This window comes from Leisingera sp. ANG-S5 (genome assembly GCF_000813925.1).
Lineage (GTDB): Bacteria > Pseudomonadota > Alphaproteobacteria > Rhodobacterales > Rhodobacteraceae > Leisingera.
Window position 1 is genome coordinate 345,863 of the sequence record NZ_JWLH01000010.1, and the last position, 17,001, is coordinate 362,863.

Annotated in this window: 11 protein-coding genes; 4 read left to right on the forward strand and 7 right to left on the reverse strand. The window is 59.9% G+C overall.

Annotation, left to right across the window (positions count from 1 at the left end; all coding sequences use genetic code 11):
- Window positions 1-20 precede the first annotated feature (20 nt).
- The 5 genes from RA25_RS16250 to RA25_RS16270 are packed head-to-tail and all read right to left on the reverse strand — an operon-like array spanning window position 21 to window position 7,230.
- On the reverse strand, window positions 21-1,367 hold the full coding sequence (locus RA25_RS16250) for a CoA transferase (protein WP_019297213.1): 1,347 nt from the start codon (window positions 1,365-1,367) through the stop codon (window positions 21-23).
- Window positions 1,364-2,518 carry an ABC transporter permease gene (locus RA25_RS16255; protein WP_019297212.1) on the reverse strand — a complete coding sequence of 385 codons (1,155 nt, stop codon included), beginning with the start codon at window positions 2,516-2,518 and terminating at the stop codon, window positions 1,364-1,366. The genes RA25_RS16250 and RA25_RS16255 overlap by 4 nt, the downstream gene beginning before the upstream one ends.
- Window positions 2,515-3,543, reverse strand: a complete 1,029-nt coding sequence (locus RA25_RS16260; protein WP_039149464.1) for an ABC transporter permease — start codon at window positions 3,541-3,543, stop codon at window positions 2,515-2,517. The genes RA25_RS16255 and RA25_RS16260 overlap by 4 nt, the downstream gene beginning before the upstream one ends.
- Complete coding sequence (locus RA25_RS16265; RefSeq protein ID WP_039173775.1) at window positions 3,543-5,456, reverse strand: ABC transporter substrate-binding protein; 1,914 nt, start codon at window positions 5,454-5,456, stop codon at window positions 3,543-3,545. The genes RA25_RS16260 and RA25_RS16265 overlap by 1 nt, the downstream gene beginning before the upstream one ends.
- Window positions 5,449-7,230, reverse strand: a complete 1,782-nt coding sequence (locus RA25_RS16270) for an ABC transporter ATP-binding protein (protein ID WP_019297209.1) — start codon at window positions 7,228-7,230, stop codon at window positions 5,449-5,451. The genes RA25_RS16265 and RA25_RS16270 overlap by 8 nt, the downstream gene beginning before the upstream one ends.
- A 423-nt stretch (window positions 7,231-7,653) precedes the next feature.
- Here RA25_RS16270 and RA25_RS16275 point away from each other — a divergent pair, with 423 nt between their 5' ends.
- A complete protein-coding gene (locus RA25_RS16275; RefSeq protein WP_019297208.1) occupies window positions 7,654-8,319 on the forward strand; it encodes a TetR/AcrR family transcriptional regulator in 666 nt (221 codons plus the stop codon).
- Between the two features lie 30 nt (window positions 8,320-8,349).
- Here the strand turns inward: RA25_RS16275 and RA25_RS16280 are convergent, their stop codons facing one another.
- Window positions 8,350-11,772 (reverse strand): indolepyruvate ferredoxin oxidoreductase family protein, encoded by a 3,423-nt coding sequence (locus tag RA25_RS16280; protein WP_039173777.1) that lies wholly within the window; start codon window positions 11,770-11,772, stop codon window positions 8,350-8,352.
- Window positions 11,773-11,918: 146 nt separating this feature from the next.
- Here RA25_RS16280 and RA25_RS16285 point away from each other — a divergent pair, with 146 nt between their 5' ends.
- Window positions 11,919-12,377, forward strand: a complete 459-nt coding sequence (locus RA25_RS16285; RefSeq protein WP_019297206.1) for an Lrp/AsnC family transcriptional regulator — start codon at window positions 11,919-11,921, stop codon at window positions 12,375-12,377.
- 161 nt (window positions 12,378-12,538) lie between these two features.
- On the opposite strand, the gene RA25_RS16290 is transcribed toward RA25_RS16285, so the two are convergent.
- Window positions 12,539-12,931, reverse strand: a complete 393-nt coding sequence (locus tag RA25_RS16290; RefSeq protein ID WP_039173779.1) for a DUF3307 domain-containing protein — start codon at window positions 12,929-12,931, stop codon at window positions 12,539-12,541.
- 151 nt (window positions 12,932-13,082) lie between these two features.
- On the opposite strand from RA25_RS16290, the gene RA25_RS16295 reads away from it, so the two are divergent.
- Window positions 13,083-16,124: an ABC transporter transmembrane domain-containing protein gene (locus tag RA25_RS16295; RefSeq protein WP_446720196.1), complete on the forward strand. Its 3,042-nt coding sequence runs from the start codon at window positions 13,083-13,085 to the stop codon at window positions 16,122-16,124.
- 23 nt (window positions 16,125-16,147) lie between these two features.
- Complete coding sequence (locus RA25_RS16300) at window positions 16,148-16,999, forward strand: fumarylacetoacetate hydrolase family protein (protein ID WP_019297203.1); 852 nt, start codon at window positions 16,148-16,150, stop codon at window positions 16,997-16,999.
- The last annotated feature ends 2 nt before the right edge of the window (window positions 17,000-17,001 follow it).

The following is a 17,001-nucleotide window of genomic DNA, read 5'->3' on the forward strand; positions in this document are numbered from 1 at the left end:
CGCGCAATGCGGTAAGCTTGTTAGTCAGGCCAGCAGGCAGGGCTGCTGCCGCAGCGGGCGGCGGGCAGGTCCCAGTTCATTGCCGTTCCGTTTAGGCTGAGCGGAGCTGCAAGCCGGTGTCCTGGTCCCCAGCCGCTGCGTTCAATAAGCTGTGAATAATCTCCATCTCCCGGCCCGCCAATATCCGGGCCATTGGCAGACTTTTCCATCCCTGCAAGCAATTCTGCCGTCCGGGCAAGGGACAGCCGGGCGGAAGGGACTGCCGCACCCCGCGCCGCGGCTGTAAGTGCGGACAACACTGCAGCGGCCATAAGGTATCCGGTTGCATGGTCCAGCGCCTGTACCGGTAAAGGGTGGGGGGTGCCGGACCCAGCCCAGTCGCGGCCTGCATCGGCGATGCCAGCGCTCATTTGCACCAGACTGTCAAATCCGCGCCGCGCGGACCAAGGACCGGTCCATCCATAGGCATCCAGTGACACCTCTACTGCGCCGGGTGCAAGCTGCCGGCGTGTGTCTGCGTCATATCCTAAGTTGTCCAGCGCGCCGGGCCTGTAGCCGTGCGCAATCACATCAGCCTGCGCAAGCAAGGTTTCGAAAACCAGCCGGTCTTCGCCTTTGGTCAGGTCAAGCGCGGCCATGTGTTTGCCTAGCGAAACATCGGTGATCACACCGGGTTCGTCCCAGCCGGGCGGGTCGATGCGCAGTACATCAGCACCAAAACCGGCCAGAGTTCGAGTGGAGACGGGCCCGGCAATAACGCGCGTCAGATCGAGCAACCGCAAACCGGCAAGCGGGCGTTCTGCAGTTGCCTGCGGCCGGTCTCTCAGATGGATGGGCCGGGGGGAAATCCAGTGAGTCAGCGGCTCTGCCGCCACGGCGCGGCCTTGAGGGTGTTGCCGCCACTCCGAGCGGCTGCGCATTGCGGCGGCCACGCCGCCTGCAGCCACGGTTGCGCTCTCCAGGCTGTCAGCCTGCCAGTGCCTAACCGCAGCGGTCACGGCCTTCCGCGTGCCTGCGCAGCCAAGCACTTGCAGCGCGGCCTGGCGGTGATGCGGCAAGTTGGTATGCAAGCGGATCCAACCGTCCTGTGTTTCGTATACGCCTGCTATTGCGTCCCAAAGGTTTGGCAGCTCCCAGCCCTCAGGCCGGAAACTGTAGCCGAACCAGAGCGCGGCCAAGCGCTGATCAACCGTGACTTCCGGCGCAGACGGAGCAAGGTTGAGCACTTCTATCAGCCTGGCCAGTTCCAGCCCAACCGCCGCGATCGAGGCGTTAGCCAGTTCGGTGACCGCAAAGGCACTGAGCCATTGGCCGCTGCCAGTCAGGCGGAATTGGTCCGCTGCGGGGAGTGCAGTTAGCAGGCTCAATGCTGATAGGGATCAAGGCTATCGCGCAGCCCGTCGCCAAGGAAATTGAAAGCAAGCACGACAACGACAATAGGCAACATCGGAATGGCCAGCCAGGGGTAGATCTCGACAGAAGTGAGGTTCTGGGCGTCATTCAGCATCACACCCCAGCTGACCGCCGGCGCACGCAAGCCGAGCCCGAGAAAGGACAATGCGGTTTCGCCCAGGATCATTGCCGGGATCGATAAGGTGGCCGAGGCGATCAGATGAGACATGAAGTTGGGAAGCAGATGCTTGCGGATCACCCGCCCGGAAGAGGCACCCATCATCTCCGCCGCACGGACGTATTCCTCTTCCCGAAGCGACAGGAATTTGGCACGCACGGAACGGGCCAGTCCAGGCCAGTCGAGAATGCCGAGAATGATGGAGATGATGAAAAACACCGCAACCGGTGACCAGTTCGAGGGAACCGCAGCGGACAGGGCGAGCCACAAGGGCAGTTCAGGCAGCGATCTAAGGATCTCGATCACCCGGTTCACAGCCCAGTCGACACGGCCGCCGAAGTACCCGGCGACACTGCCGAAGAAGATACCAAGAACGAAAGATACGGTAATCCCGATCAGGCCAACTGTCAGGGATAATTGCGCGCCGTAGGAAACGCGGCTGAAGATGTCGCGGCCCAGGCGGTCGGAGCCCATAATGAAAATTGTCGCCTCTTCGCTGGCGCAGAACAGGTGCCGGTTGCTTTCTATGAAGCCTGCGAGGTTATAGGTGCTGCCTTCACAGAAAAACTTGAGCTTGAGCGGGCGCGAGGTGTCCGGCTTGAATTCCCACTGGAAGGTCTCGAGGTTGGCCTCAGAGGTCATCGGGTAGACGAAGGGGCCGACAAACTCGCCCTCGTGGAAAAGTTTGATCGATTGCGGCGGTGAGTAGAGGTGTTCTGAAAACCGCTGGTTGGGTCCGTAAGGCGCGATAAAGCCGGCAAAGGGGATCAGGAAATAAGCAACAAAGAGGAAGATGCCGGAAATCAGACCCAGCTTGTGGGTCTTGAACTTGCGCCAGACCAGCAGCCAGTTCGGGGCGTCCAGATCCTTGCGCTCCAGCTCCAGCAGCGAGGCCTGGGGGTCGAAGGGTTCGTCATCGACAAAACGTCCGTCGGGCAGATGTGTCATGCGTCGCGCCCTTCGTAACGGATTCTGGGATCAAGCAGCACCAGCAGCACATCCGAAATCATGGTGCCGATCAGGGTGAGCAGCGCGACGAACATCAGCACGAAACCAGACAGGAACATATCCTGGGTCTTGAGCGCAGTCAGCAGAGTCGGGCCTATGGTCTGCAGGCCCAGCACCACAGAAACGAGGACCGAACCGGAGATCATGGAAGGCAGCAGATTGCCGATGTCGGCAACAAAGGGGTTGAAGGCTACCCGCAGCGGGTACTTTGCCAGCATGCGGGATGGCGCCATACCCTTGGCAATTGCGGTCTCCACATAAGGCTTACCCAGCTCATCCAGCATGTTGGCGCGCAGCCGCTGCATCATCGCAGATGCGCCGGCAGTACCAATCACGAAGGTCGGAACAATGAGGTGCACCAGAATGGATTTTACCTTGTCCCAGTTCATGGGCATCCCCTCGTATTCTGGGGCCATAAGCCCTCCGATCGGCAGGTCAAACCACCGGTGTCCGTAATAGAACAGGATCAAGGCCAGCAGAAAGTTCGGAGTGGCGAGGCCGAGGTAGCCGACAAAGGCTGTGGTGTAGTCGACCCAGGTACGGGCACGGGCAGCCGCCAGAACGCCCAGGGGCAAGGCAACGGCATAGACAAAGACCACCGCGGCCAGGTTCACCAGCACCGTCAGCCACAAACTGTCGCCAACGATATCAGCCACCGGGCTGTCAAATTCGAATGACCAGCCGAAATTGCCCTGGATCATGCCGGAAAACCCGTGCGGCCCCGGCATGAAACCCATCCAGATCATGTACTGCTGCCAAAGCGGCTTATCGAGTGCATATTCCTTGCGCAGGAATTCCGCCTTGGCAACGCCCGCGGACTGTCCGGTCGCTTGCAACTCGGCGATCTGGTTCGACAAGTAGTCGCCGGGCGGCAGGTTGATGATGACAAAAATCAGCACCGACACCACTAGGAGTGTCATCAGCATGGTGCCAAAGCGGTAGATGGCATATCGCACTATTTCCATCAGTCCAAGCCATCCTCGAAGTAGAACTCGTCCGGCCGGTAGACGCCGAAATGTGCGCCGGGATCCCAGGCCCAAATCGCCTGCTCCGGCACGTTGCGCAGCCGCTTGCTGACGACCACCGGCTGAGGTGCGGCGGCGACCACACCGATGGCGTAGACTTGATCGGCGTGGATCTGCAGCATGGCGCGCCAGGCTGCGAGGCGCTCATCCTTTGTCGTGGCCATGTCCCAGTCCTGCAGGAGGGAAAGCAGCTGCCGTGCCGGTTCCATGTCTGGCGGCTCCCCTGCGCTGCCGCCGGTCTGATAGTACTGACCCCACTTCGGCCATGACAAAAAGACCTGGTCTGTGGGGGCAAGGTACACTGGTGACGTGTAGGACTGGGGCAGGCCGTTGTCCCAGCCGAACCAGGCAGAGGCCATGGAGTTGCCGGAAAAGACCCGGTTTCTCAGAATGTCGCGGTCCAGCGGGCGCATGATGAGTTTTACCCCGACATCACGCCAGTCATCAGCAATAATCTGCAGAGCGTTCTCCACCTCCTGCCGCTCGCCTGCAGTTTCGACGATCAATTCCATCAGGCGCCCGTCGGGAAGATAGCGGATGCCATAACCATCCTTTTCGGTTAACCCGGCTTCGTCCAGCAGGCGGTTTGCCTGCTCCGGATTAAACTCGGCCCATGCATTGCGCAGCGCGGGGTCGAACAACTCGCTTTGTTCCAGCACCGTCATGGCGCCGGGCTTGGCCAAGTTGAAGTAAAGTGCCCGGTTGATAGCGCGGCGGTTAATTGCAAGGGACAAGGCGCGCCGTACCCGCACATCGCGCAAAATTTCACGCCAGAGAGGGTCCCGGGTGTTCAGGTTTGGGTAAATGGCGATCTGCGAAGCAGCGCCGTTACCCCAGAGGTATGTCTTGTAGCCGGAGTTGTCTTTTTCACCCTTGCGCAGAATGGGAATGTCGCGAAAGTCCAGCCCGCGGGCCTGCAGATCCGCTTCCCCTGCATTCGACTTGGCGGCTACCAGCCCGGAGGTGACGATCTCCATCTCAACAGTGTCAATGTAGGGCAGTTGGACGCCGTGGCTGTCGATCCGGTGGTAATAGGGGTTACGCACAAACTGGTGGCGGATCTTTTTGCCGGGTGAGGCGTTGATCCAGGGTTGAAGCGTCGGAAGCTCGTGATTGTCGAACTTGTACATGTTGTCGTACTTGTTGTGCAGAGCAGCCCAGCTTTTTACGCGTGCGTAATCGACCTCTTCTTCCAGAATCGCTGGGTCGGCATAGTCCGCATGGAATTGCTTCAAGTACTTGGCCGGACGGTAGATAAAGGGCGGCCGGGCCTGCGCCAGCATATGCAGGAAGCTGGGGTTCGGGTCGTCCCATTCATAAACTACCGTTGTTTCGTCAGGGAAACTCACCCTCGGCAGCTTTCCCATCACTCTCAGAAAATCCGGCGGGCCGGCAGGGCTCAAAAGCTCGTTATTTGCAACATCGTCCCACCAGTAACGGAAATCGTCAGAAGTGAACGGGTCGCCGTTGGACCAGCGATGCCCGGGCCGCAGCTTCAGCGTGTAGCGGCGGTTCCCTTCGTTTTCGTATCCCAGAAGGATGTCCGGCTTTAGCTGGTATTTCTCGTCGTAGCCTGCCAGCCGCGCGTATCCGTAGACCACCATCTGCCGGATGTCCTTGGAACGCGTGACCATTGTATTGAGCGTTCCGCCCTGAATGCCGAACTCCCGGCCCTTGGCAGCCAGATCCACCACCAGCGGCACGTCGGGCAGTCGTTTGGCGGCGGGCGGCAGGTACCCTGCCTTAACCTCGGAGCGCCAGAAACTGCTTTCCTGCACCGTGATGTCCGCTAGCGCGGGCAATGGCGCAATGCAGAAGACGGCAGCCAGCACGGGTTTCAGGGCATCAAGCATGGCAGCGCACCTTGTGGCCAGGTTCCAGGTGTTTCAATCCCACCAGGGGCGGGGCTTCAGCGCCGTCGAACCGGAATGCATCGGGCCAATGTTCGGGTGCGCCCGCCCCCTGAGCCACCAGCTTCAGGTCGATCGGCCGGTCGATATCAGGCTCGGGCTGGGCGGCGATCAGCGCCTTGGTATAGGGGTGCTGAGGATTGTAGAACAAAGTTTCCGGCGGTGCCTGCTCCACGATCAGCCCGCGCCGCATTACCGCAACCTCATCAGCGATACGTGCCACGACAGCAAGGTCATGGCTGATGAAGAGATAGGACAGATTTTGCTGGTCACGGATTTCTTCCAGCAGGCGCAGGATCTGTTCCTGAACAGAGACATCCAGTGCCGACGTCGGTTCGTCGCAAACAATCAGTGCAGGATCCAGCATCAAGGCGCGCGCAATCGACAGGCGCTGGCGCTGACCGCCGGAAAATGCATGCGGGTAACGCTTCAGCATATCGGGCGACAGACCTACTAGGCGCAGCATTTCCGCAGCTTTGTCGCGACGCTCGGCCCGGGAAGCAATGCGATGGATATCCAGCGGTTCCATCAGCGTGTCTTGAATGCGCATCCGTGGTGACAGGGATGAGTACGGGTCCTGGAACACCATCTGGGCCTGTTTCTGGAACGCAGTCCGCGTCTCCCGGTTCATGTCATGCACTGTAACCGGCGGCAAGCTGGGGTCGGGCCGGAACAGCACCTCACCGCCGGGATCAGGCGGCTCTGCTCCTAAAGCTATGCGGGCGGCGGTGGTCTTGCCTGACCCGCTCTCTCCGACGATAGCCAGTGTCTCGCCGCGGGTCACCCGCAGATCAATTTCACGGCACGCATGGATCAGGGTCGGCGCCTGCCAGCCCTTACCTGCACGCAGCGTGTAAGTCTTGGAGACGGATTTCATCTCCATAATCAGGTCTTCACGTGAAGGTGGAATTGCGACGACTTCGGCATCCGGAATTTCCGGTGCGGCATCAAACAATGCCTTGGTGTAGGGGTGGGCAGGTGCCCGCAGCATGGGTTCGGCGCGCCCGGACTCCATAACCCGGCCCTTGTGCATGACCACCACCTGCTCGGCCATGTTCGCAACCACACCCAGATCATGGGTCACGAGGATCATCGCCATGCCGGTTTCGCGCTGCAGGTCCTTCATCAGACCCAGAACCTGAGCCTGCGTGGTCACGTCGAGCGCGGTAGTCGGTTCGTCGGCGATCAGCAGGTCCGGTTTGGCCACCATTGCCATGGCGATCATTGCCCGCTGGCGCATGCCGCCGGACAATTCAAACGGATAGGAGCGGTAGGTGCGTTCTGGTTCTGGAAAGCCAACCCGCTCAAAGCACTCCAGGACTACATCACGCGCCTCGCGTTCGGATTTGCGCCCATGCAGCCACAAAACCTCGGACACCTGGTTGCCGATCCGGTGCAGAGGCGACAAGGACCGCATCGGTTCCTGAAAAATCATCGATATGGTATTGCCGCGCACGTCACGCATCTCGCGTTCAGCCAGCGAAGCCAAATCCAGTTTTTTGCCGCGGGTTTCCAGCAGGATCCGTCCGGACCGCAGTTGCGCCACCTTCGGGAGTATGCGCAGCACTGCGCGGCAGGAAACTGTCTTGCCGGAGCCGCTCTCCCCAACCAGGGCAAGCGTTTCCCCTGGCTGGACAGCAAAGCTCACGTCTTTGACAACGGAGTCTCCTTTGCCAAAACCGATGCTGAGGTTTTCGACGGACAGCAACGGGCGCATTCAGATTTGTCCGCCGAGCTGGTTCAAGGCGCTCATGAGATCGTGTTTTCCCCTGTTTTTTTCATCACCTTCGCGCGCCAAAGGCCGTTTAGTCAAACCCCATTTGGCCTGACGCCGGCTTCGCAAGGGGAATTTTGCCAAGCTGTAAAAAGCGTTGCAGGCTCCGGCAAGCTTGGAGGCGTGCTTTTAAAGCGATTGAGGAGGCATTCAGGGTGCTGCGCCAGAGACCGGTCAAAATTTGTCACGATGGCGTGCAGGCGGGCATGAGCCGTCTGTACAGCCTGATAGCCCGGCCGCTTTTGCGTGTGTCGCGGAAGCCACTCAATCCTGGTAGCAAGCTCAGGCATATCGGGTTGCTCTGTTGGCGCAGACGGGCGGCCCGGCATAGAGTGGCGGAAACGCAAATGATCTGAAAGGTCGCTCATGGCGCAAAAACCTGTTCTGCACCGGGATGACCCGGAGGCCGAGCCGCTGGTCGGTAATATCAAGGTTACCCGCAACGATTGGCTGAACGTGGCGATGGATGTGCTGATCTCTGACGGGGTGGAACAGGTCAAGGTGCTGGCACTGGCGGAGCGGATGCAGGTTTCGCGGTCGTCCTTCTATTGGTATTTCAAGTCGCGCCAGGATCTTCTGGATGCGCTTCTGAAAACCTGGGAGCAGACCAATACAGCGGGCATGGTGCGTCAGGCGGAGGCGCCGGCCAAGACCATCACCGGGGCGGTTCTGAACGTTTTCCATTGCATCACCAATCCCAACTTGTTCAATACAGCGCTGGATTTTGCGGTGCGTGACTGGTCGCGCCGCTCCGGCAAGGTGCGCAGCCTGCTGGACCGGTCCGACCGGCGCCGGGTTGAGGCGCTAACAGCGATGTTTGCCCGCTATGGCTACCCAGAGCGTGAGGCCATGACCCGCGCAAAGGTGCTGTATTACATGCAACTGGGCTACGACATGGCGGACCCGAACGAAAGCCATGCCCACCGTCTGGAAGTGACGCCAGAATATCTTAAGGTGTTCACAGGACGGGAACCGCTGGCTGAGGAAATGGATGCCTTTACCGAGTTCACGCGCCAGCACTGGGATATCTGATAGCCCAACGCCGGCTTGTGACAGACTTGCTTACAGGCCGCGCAGCGCTTCATCTGCTGCTGTGCGGACCTTTTTGGCGGCCTCCAGGCGTACCGGGCCATAACCGCGGATTTCCATCGGTGCCTGCAGGATTTCCATGCACGCGTCATGCGTCTTCGGGGTGTAGCGCGTGGCAACGGAGCGGAGGGCTTCTTCGTACCATCCCAGCAAGTCACGGTGCAGGCGGGCTTCCTCATGATAGCCAAAGACGTTGAAAGCGGTGCCGCGCAGGCGGCGTGCTTTGACCAGCAGGTTCAGGGCTGGGCGCAGCCAGGGGCCGAATGAGCGCTTCAGCGGTCGGCCGCGGGTATCCTTCCTGCGGCTCAAAAGCGGCGGCGCGAGGTGGTAGTTGACCTTAAAGTCGCCCTCGAATTCGCCTTCGATCTGATGACGGAACTTCTCGCTGGTCAGCAGACGCGCAACTTCGAATTCGTCTTTGTAGGCCATTAATTTGAACAAAGACCGGGCCGCTGCTGTCGTCAGCTGCTCCTCTACCTCAGCAGGCAAAGCGTCGCGGAACCTTGCCAGCGTGTCCTGATACCGCGACGCATATGCGGTATCCTGATATCCGGTCAGGAAGGCAGCGCGCCGGTCAACCAGCTCCTTTAGAGTTTCGTCCTGTTCCGGAGCTTCCTTGTAGATGCTCTCCACCAGCGCCGGGTCCGCTGCCATGGCACGCCCGATGGCGAAGGCGAGGCGGTTTTTTTCGATCGCTACACCATTCAGCTCAATTGCCTGATCCAGCGCGACCGCGCTCACTGGCACCAGCCCCTTCTGCCAAGCAAAGCCAAGCATCATGACATTGGCCAAAACTGCGTCTCCGAGCATTGCCTCAGCGGCTTCGTTGGCATTGAAACCAGACAGGTTCTGCGGCCCCACTGCTTCTGCGATGGTTTTTTCACGGACCCCAGCCATCAGGTCGGCGTCGCGGCGCAGAACCAGATCACCAGTAGGCATTTCCGCCCGGTTCAGCACTACCTTGGTACCGGGGCGGTAGTGGACCGAAGCCTTGGGCGCAGAGCTGACGACAACGTCGCAGCCGATGACGGCAGACGCGCCGCCCTGATCAATCCGCACCTGGTTCAGCGTGTCCGGGGAACTGGACAGCCGGATGTAGCTCAGCACGGTGCCGAATTTTTGCGCAAACCCGGTGAAGTCCAGAACGCTCGATCCCTTGCCCTCCAGATGCGCTGCCATGGTGATCAGCGCCCCTACCGTGACAACGCCAGTGCCGCCCACCCCGGTGACGAGCAGATCAAACGGCTCTGCCAGGGAGGGAAGGTCCGGGGCGGGCAACCGGGCCGCTAGTTTGGCGGCGTCCAGCCCGGCAGGCTTCTTCTTGCGCCGGGTTGCGCCCTCGACGGTGACGAAGCTGGGGCAGAAGCCGTTGAGGCAAGAGAAATCCTTGTTACAGGTGGAGAGGTTGATCTTGCGTTTGCGCCCGAACGGCGTCTCCTTTGGCTCCACGCTCAGGCAGTTGGATTCAACCGAGCAATCGCCGCAACCCTCACAGACCAAGTCGTTGATGAAGGCAAACCGTTTCGGGTCCTCCATCTTGCCGCGCTTGCGGCGGCGGCGTTTTTCGGTGGCGCAGGTCTGCTCGTAGATCAGTACGGTGACGCCAGGGATGTTGCGCAGCTCACGCTGCACCGTGTCCAGTTCCGCACGGTCATGGAAGGTGGTGCCGCTCGGGAAATCCCCTTGGCTGAACTTGCCGATGTTGTCTGAGATCAGGGCAATTCGCTGCACGCCTTCTGCGCGGCAGGTCTGGGCGATGCCATGGACTGAGACCGGTCCGTCCACCGGCTGGCCGCCGGTCATCGCCACCGCGTCGTTATACAGGATCTTGTAGGTGATGTTGGTGCCGGCCGCGACCGCCTGGCGGATGGCCAGCGAGCCGGAGTGATACCAGGTGCCCTCGCCGAGGTTCTGAAACACATGTTTGTTTCCATTGAACTGAGACGCCACGGTCCACGGCACGCCTTCACCGCCCATCTGGGCATAGCCGGCGGTTTCGCGGTCCATCCAGCTGGCCATTACATGGCAGCCGATGCCCGAGAAAGCCTTGGATCCTTCCGGCAGCTTGGTAGATGTGTTGTGCGGACAGCCGGAACAGAAGTAGGGCGTGCGGGTGGCGCCGGGAACGTTCAGCACTTTCGGCGGTTCAGCAGTTAGCGCAGCGGCTTTGGCCGGCAGGTTCTCTTCCGGAAAAAACTTGTCCAGGCGTGCAGCCACAATGGGCGCCAGCAGCAGCGGACTCAGCTCACCGGTCCACGGGATCAGCGGCTCGCCCTGGCTGTCGTATTTGCCGACCATCTTCTCCGGCTTGCTGCCGGGCCAGTCGTAGAAGTTTTCCTTGAACTGGCTTTCGATGATGCCGCGTTTTTCTTCGACAACCAGCACTTCCTGTTTGCCTTTCACGAACTTCAGCGCATCGGTGCGGTCCAGCGGCCAGACCATGCCGACCTTGTAGATGTCGATACCCAGGCGGCGGCAGGCGGCCTCGTCCAGACCCAGAAGCCGCAGCGCCTCCATCAGGTCCAGATGCCCCTTGCCGGTGGAGACAAAGCCGAAACGGGCGTCCTTGATGTCATAGATCCGTTTGTCGATCGGGTTGGCCTCGGCAAAGGCGCGCACCGCGTCCAGCTTGGCGTGGATGCGGGTTTCGATTTCAGGCGAGGGCAGGTCGGCCCGGCGGATATGCAGACCGCCTGGGTAATCCGGCAGCTCCGGGTAGATGAATTCTCGGTCCGGCTGCAGCTCCACCGAGCGCGCGCTCTCCACGGTTTCCGACACCGCCTTGAAGCCGACCCAGGTGCCTGAGTAGCGGGACAGGGCAAAGCCGTATTCGCCAAAGGTCAGGTATTCGGACACATCTGCCGGGTTCAGTACCGGCATGAACCAGGACATGAAGGCCACGTCTGATTGGTGTGGCATCGAGGAGCTGACGCAGCCGTGGTCATCGCCGGCAACAACAAGGACACCGCCCTTGGCTGACGATCCGTAGGCGTTGCCATGCTTCAACGCATCGCCGGAGCGGTCAACCCCAGGCCCTTTTCCGTACCACATGGAAAACACGCCCTCGACCTCGCAGTGCGGGTCTAGAATGGCCTGCTGCGCACCCAGGACAGCAGTAGCGCCCAGGTCTTCGTTCACGGCGGGCATGAACTTGATACGGTTCTCCTGCATCCGTTTCTTGGCGCGCCAGAACTCCAGGTCGACTCCGCCCAACGGCGAGCCGCGGTAGCCGGAGACAAAGCCTGCAGTGTTCAGGCCTGCTTCCTTGTCGCGGCGGGCCTGGTCCAGCATCACCCGGGCCAGCGCCTGGGTGCCGGTCAGGAACACCCGGCCCTTGGTCATCTCGTAACGGTCGTTCAGCTTGTAGCTGCGGAAATCGTGGCTCAGCTCGGTCATCGCGGCGGAATCCTTGCGCGGAAGATGTATTTTCCGGAAAAGTAATCCACAATGCTTGAAAAGATTTGCCTGATTTACTGGTTTTGCAATCGCTTGTGGTTGCGTTATCCAGAAATCGTCTGCTTTGTGGAAAAAATGACCGGAAAATGAAAATCGACGACCGCGACCGCCGGATTCTGACGCTGCTTCAGGAAGATTCCCGCATTTCCAACGCCGACCTGGCTGAAGCCGTTGGCATGTCTCCTTCAGCCCTTTGGCGACGGGTGAGAGCGCTTGAAGAGGCAGGGATCATCGAACGCTACGGTGCCGTGGTGAACGCGCCAGCCATGGGGCTCGGATTCCAGGCTATCGTGCATGTGCATCTGACACGGCATGATCCGGACAAGCTGGTGGAGTTCATCCGCGCGGTGGAAACCAGCCCGTTGGTGCAGGAATGCTACGCCACGACTGGCCAGGCGGACTATCATCTGAGGGTGCTAGCCCCGGATCTGGAGGCCTACAACCGGTTTCTGGAAAGCTTCCTGTTCCGGCTGCCTGCGGTCGCCAGCGCCCAGACCAATGTTGTTCTGCGGACGATCAAGCGGGACAAGCCCATAGTACCTTGAAAAAAGCGCTAGCAGCGCATGGTTATCCACCCGGCGGATATGCCGTCTGCCGAGAAGAGGGACAGGAGTGTTTCTCCAAAGAAGAACACCAGAGCGTTCTTTTGGCATCTTCTTTGCAAAAAGACCCCAGGGCAGGGGACGGCCCTAAACTGGAGTTTCTATCACATTGCAGCGTATTTCACCCATGCCCAGGCCATGGCGATATAGGTGAGCTGGTGCAGCGCCTGGTCCGATCCCATGGCTTGCCAAAACATTGGTTGCTGCGGGTTTAGCTTCTTGCGCTCAGAAAAGCGGGCTTTGCCGAAGTCGATGTGGAAATGGACTACCCATTCCAGCGCGGCCAGCACCAGGATGAACATCACTGGTGCGCCGAAAAGAAGGAATACCAAGGCGGATCCTACGATATGAACACCGGCATGCTGCGCGCGGCCCATGTGCGCATAAGCGCAGCGGCCAGACAGCATCTTGGGAGTCTGCAGGAAAAAGTCGGCAAACAGGTGCTTCACCTGCAAAGCGCAGAGCAGCAGCAGAACGGATCCGACATATTCCGGCAAACCAATAAGTCTCCTGAAAGTATACTTGGCTGGAACCTTACGGATTTTTTGGCGTCTGGCAAATGTTGCGGCTGCAAGGTTCCGTAACGGGACAAGGCCGGTTTCTGCCCATTGCCTGTGCCGGTCAAACCGCGCTACCCATAGAACAGCCTTGCCTGATGCCGCCAATTACGGAGCTTTCCCCATCGAGCGCTCTCTATTCCGCTTCATCTGGAAATACTCAAAACGCGACCAGCTGATACTGCTTGTCGTGACTGCCTGCTTGTTTCCGCTGCTTTACCTTACGCTGGAACTCCCCAAACGGATCATCAACGACGCGATCGGCGCCGAAAGCTCAACCATCACAGTGCTGGGGCAAAGTTTCGATCAGCTGACCTTCCTTTGGATCCTTTGCGGGGCTTTCCTGCTATCGGTGCTGTGCCACGGCCTGCTGAAAATGCGGATCAATACCATGAAGGGGGTGCTGGCAGAGCGGATGCTGCGCCGTTTCCGGTATCAGTTGATCGCCCGTGTGTTGCGCTTCCCGCAGCCCTATTTTGAGCGGGTCAGCCAGGGCGAGCTTGTGTCTATGGTGACATCGGAATCCGAACCGATGGGCGGTCTGATGGGGGATGCGGTCAGCCAGCCGGTGCTGCAGGCGGGCCAGATGCTGACTATTCTGTTTTTCCTGTTTTTGCAGAACTTCTGGTTCGGTATGGCGGCAATTGCGCTGATTCCGCTGCAGGGGTGGCTGATCCCGATGCTGCAGCGGCAGATCAACCTGCTGAACAAAAAACGCATCAAGCAGGTGCGGGCATTGGCCACGGAAATCGGTGAAAGCGCTGCGGGGGCGTCGACACTCAGGATCAACGGCGGCTGGCGCTACCGGATGGCGATCATCACCGCCCGGCTGGGGCGGCTTTATGAGATCCGCTTCGTGATCTACCAGAAAAAGTTCTTTATGAAGTTTCTCAACAACTTCATCACGCAGCTGACCCCGTTTTTCTTCTATGCGGTCGGCGGCTATCTGGTCTTGCAGGGCAAGGTGTCGCTGGGCGCGCTGGTGGCGGCGCTGGCGGCCTACAAGGATCTGGCATCGCCGTGGAAGGAACTACTGGCCTATTACAATCAGACCCAGGACATGAGCCTGCGCTGGGAGGTGATTCTGGAGCGCTTTGCACCTCAGGGTATGGTCGATGAAAACCTGCTCAGCGGTGAGCCCGAGGAACTGGGCCGGCTGCAAGGCGATGTGAAACTTGACTCTGTCAGTGTCCGGGACACGGACGGCAATCTGGTTCTGGAAGAGCTGAGCGCCACGTTCCCCGCTGGGCAGGTTGTTGGCATCTCGGCGCCTTCCGAGGAAGACCGGCGTGCCCTGGCGGAATTGCTGACCCGTGAAATCCTGCCATCCTCCGGAACCGTGACGGTGGCAGAGGAAAGCCTCGCCGGGCTGCACCAGGCAACCGTCGCAGCACGCATCGGCTACGCCACCTCGCGTCCGGTTCTGTTTCAGGGGTCTTTTGGAGACAACGTGATGATGCCGATGCGGATGCGCCCGCGGGGTGAGGCACGCAATCTTCAAGAGCTGGAAATCGCGAAGCTTGCCGGCAACAGCCCGGACCCATTTGATGCACCATGGCTGGATCCCGAACTGGCTGGGTTCTCCAGTGAGGACGAGCTTCGCGGATGGTGGCTGAAACTCGTCGAAGGCATTGGCTCGGACACCGCGCTGTTCCGCCGCGGCATTGATCAGTATTTCGAAGCGCCGGCGCACCCGGACCTGGCTGAGCAGCTGGTCAAGTTGCGCCCGGCGGTGCGCAAAGCGGTCGTGGAAGCCGGTCTGGACGTGCATGTGCATTTCCTGGACGAGGAAAGCTATAACCCGGCTTTGCCGGTTGCCGAAAACCTTCTGTTCGCAGCTTCGCAGGAAGCTATGACGGGTGAGATGCTGCACCGGCAGGAAGAATTCCTGGACCAGCTTAAACAGCTGGGGCTGGATGAGGGGCTGGTTGCGCTGACCCGCGATGTGGTCGAAATGCTGCGGCAAATTTTCGGCATGGACGGCACCGGCCACCCGCTGTTCCGCAAGCTGGGTCTGGACGTGGACGCTTATGAGGCCGCACTTGCGCTGGCTGATAAGCCCGGTGCAACTGATGCCGCCAAGCTCAGCCGGGAGGAATTGGCGCAACTGTTGATCGTGCCTTTCACAATCTCGGCAGAACAGATCGGCCCGGCCTTCGAGGACGGAATGAAGGAGCGCATCCTTGGCTTCCGCCGCAGCCACGGCGACAGCCTGCTCAAGGCGCTGGGCGCCGGGTTCGTGCCTTTCAGCGAAGAAACCTTTGCCCCCAGTCTGACAGTTCTTGAAAATGCGCTGTTCGGCAAAATTTCCGACGCGGCCGGGGCCAAGGCAGACGAGGTGCGCAAGCTTGTTTCGGATCTGATGGTCCGCGAGGACTTGCGCGACCAGGTGGTGGAACTGATCTTTGACATGCCGATCGCCGTGGGCGGACAGGGGCTGGCGGCCAGTTTCGCCGAGCCGCTTGCTTTCTGCCGGGCAACGATCAAACGGCCGGATATCCTGATCCTCGACTCCGCGATGGCCAGCTATGATCTGGAAACCCGCGTTGCGGTTCATAAGAACCTGCGCAAGCTATTGCCGGACACGACTCTGATTTACCTGGCACCCAGTTTCCAAAGCCCAGATGTATTCGACGTCTTCTACGAATTGCGCCAAGGCCGGCTGGTCAGCGATGAAGCACAAGCCGCCGCAACAGCGGACGGGGCAGCGAGCCAGGATCTGGCGCGCAAGCTGCGGGCGCTGGAGCAGACAGAGCTGTTTTCCGGCCTGAACCGCCGTCAGCTGCGCCTGCTTGCCTTCGGCGCACGCTGGTATGAGGCCAAGGCTGGCGAGGTGGTCTTTCTAAAAGACGACGAGGCAACCGATGGCGCCTACATGATCCTGGAGGGCGAAGCCGGGCTGCATTTGCCGCAGGAGGGTGAAGAAGATCGTCTGATTGCGACCGTGGGCCCGGGAAGACTGGTCGGCGAATTGGGACTGATCCGTCATGAGCCGCGGGCATTGAGCATGACTGCAACGACTGACTTGCGCTGCTTGCGGATCGGTGAGGAAGAATTCCTGGCGGTGGTCGAAAACGATGCCTCCACGGCGTTCAAGCTGTTGCAGGTGGTGGCGGGTTACGTCTCCAACTGATCCTCAAAACAAGGAAGGCAAAAATGAAGCTGCTGCGATACCGGTCGCGCGAAGGGACAAGGCCAGGACTTCTGGACAGCAGTGGTGCCATCCGGGATCTGTCAGCCCATATTCCGGACATCACCGGCCCTGTGCTGGATGACGCAACACTGGCCAGGCTGGCAGCGCTGGACAGCGCAACCCTGCCGGTCGTCGAAGGAACACCGGACTTGGAGTCTTGCGTTGGGCAAGTGGGAAAATTTCTTGGTATCGGCCTTAATTATACTGACCACGCAGAGGAAATGGGGATGGCGCTTCCCGAACATCCGATCCTCTTCCTCAAGGCCGCCTCTTCGATAGCCGGGGCGAATGACGATGTGATCTTGCCACGCGGTTCAGTTGCTGCGGATTGGGAAGTGGAACTGGGCGTGGTGATCGGCACCGCAGCTAAGTACGTTTCCGAGGAACAGGCGCTGGACCATGTTGCTGGATATTGTGTGATCAACGATGTGTCAGAGCGGGATTTCCAGACCAAGCTGACGGGGCAATGGACCAAGGGTAAAAGCTGCGACACCTTCGGCCCCATTGGCCCTTGGCTTGTGACACGGGATGAAGTGCCAGACCCGCAGAACCTGTGGCTGACGTGTGATGTGAACGGCGAAAGGCGCCAGACTGGCAGCACCAGTCGAATGGTGTTCACTGTGGCACAGATCATTTCGCATCTGAGCCAGCTGATGACGCTGCATCCGGGTGATGTGATCGCAACCGGAACCCCGCCCGGCGTCGGCATGGGGGCCAAGCCCGAACCGGACTATCTGAAACCCGGTGATGTGATGCGCCTGGAGATCGAAGGGCTAGGAGTGCAAATTCAAAGGGTCAGAGCTGACGAGGAGTAGAC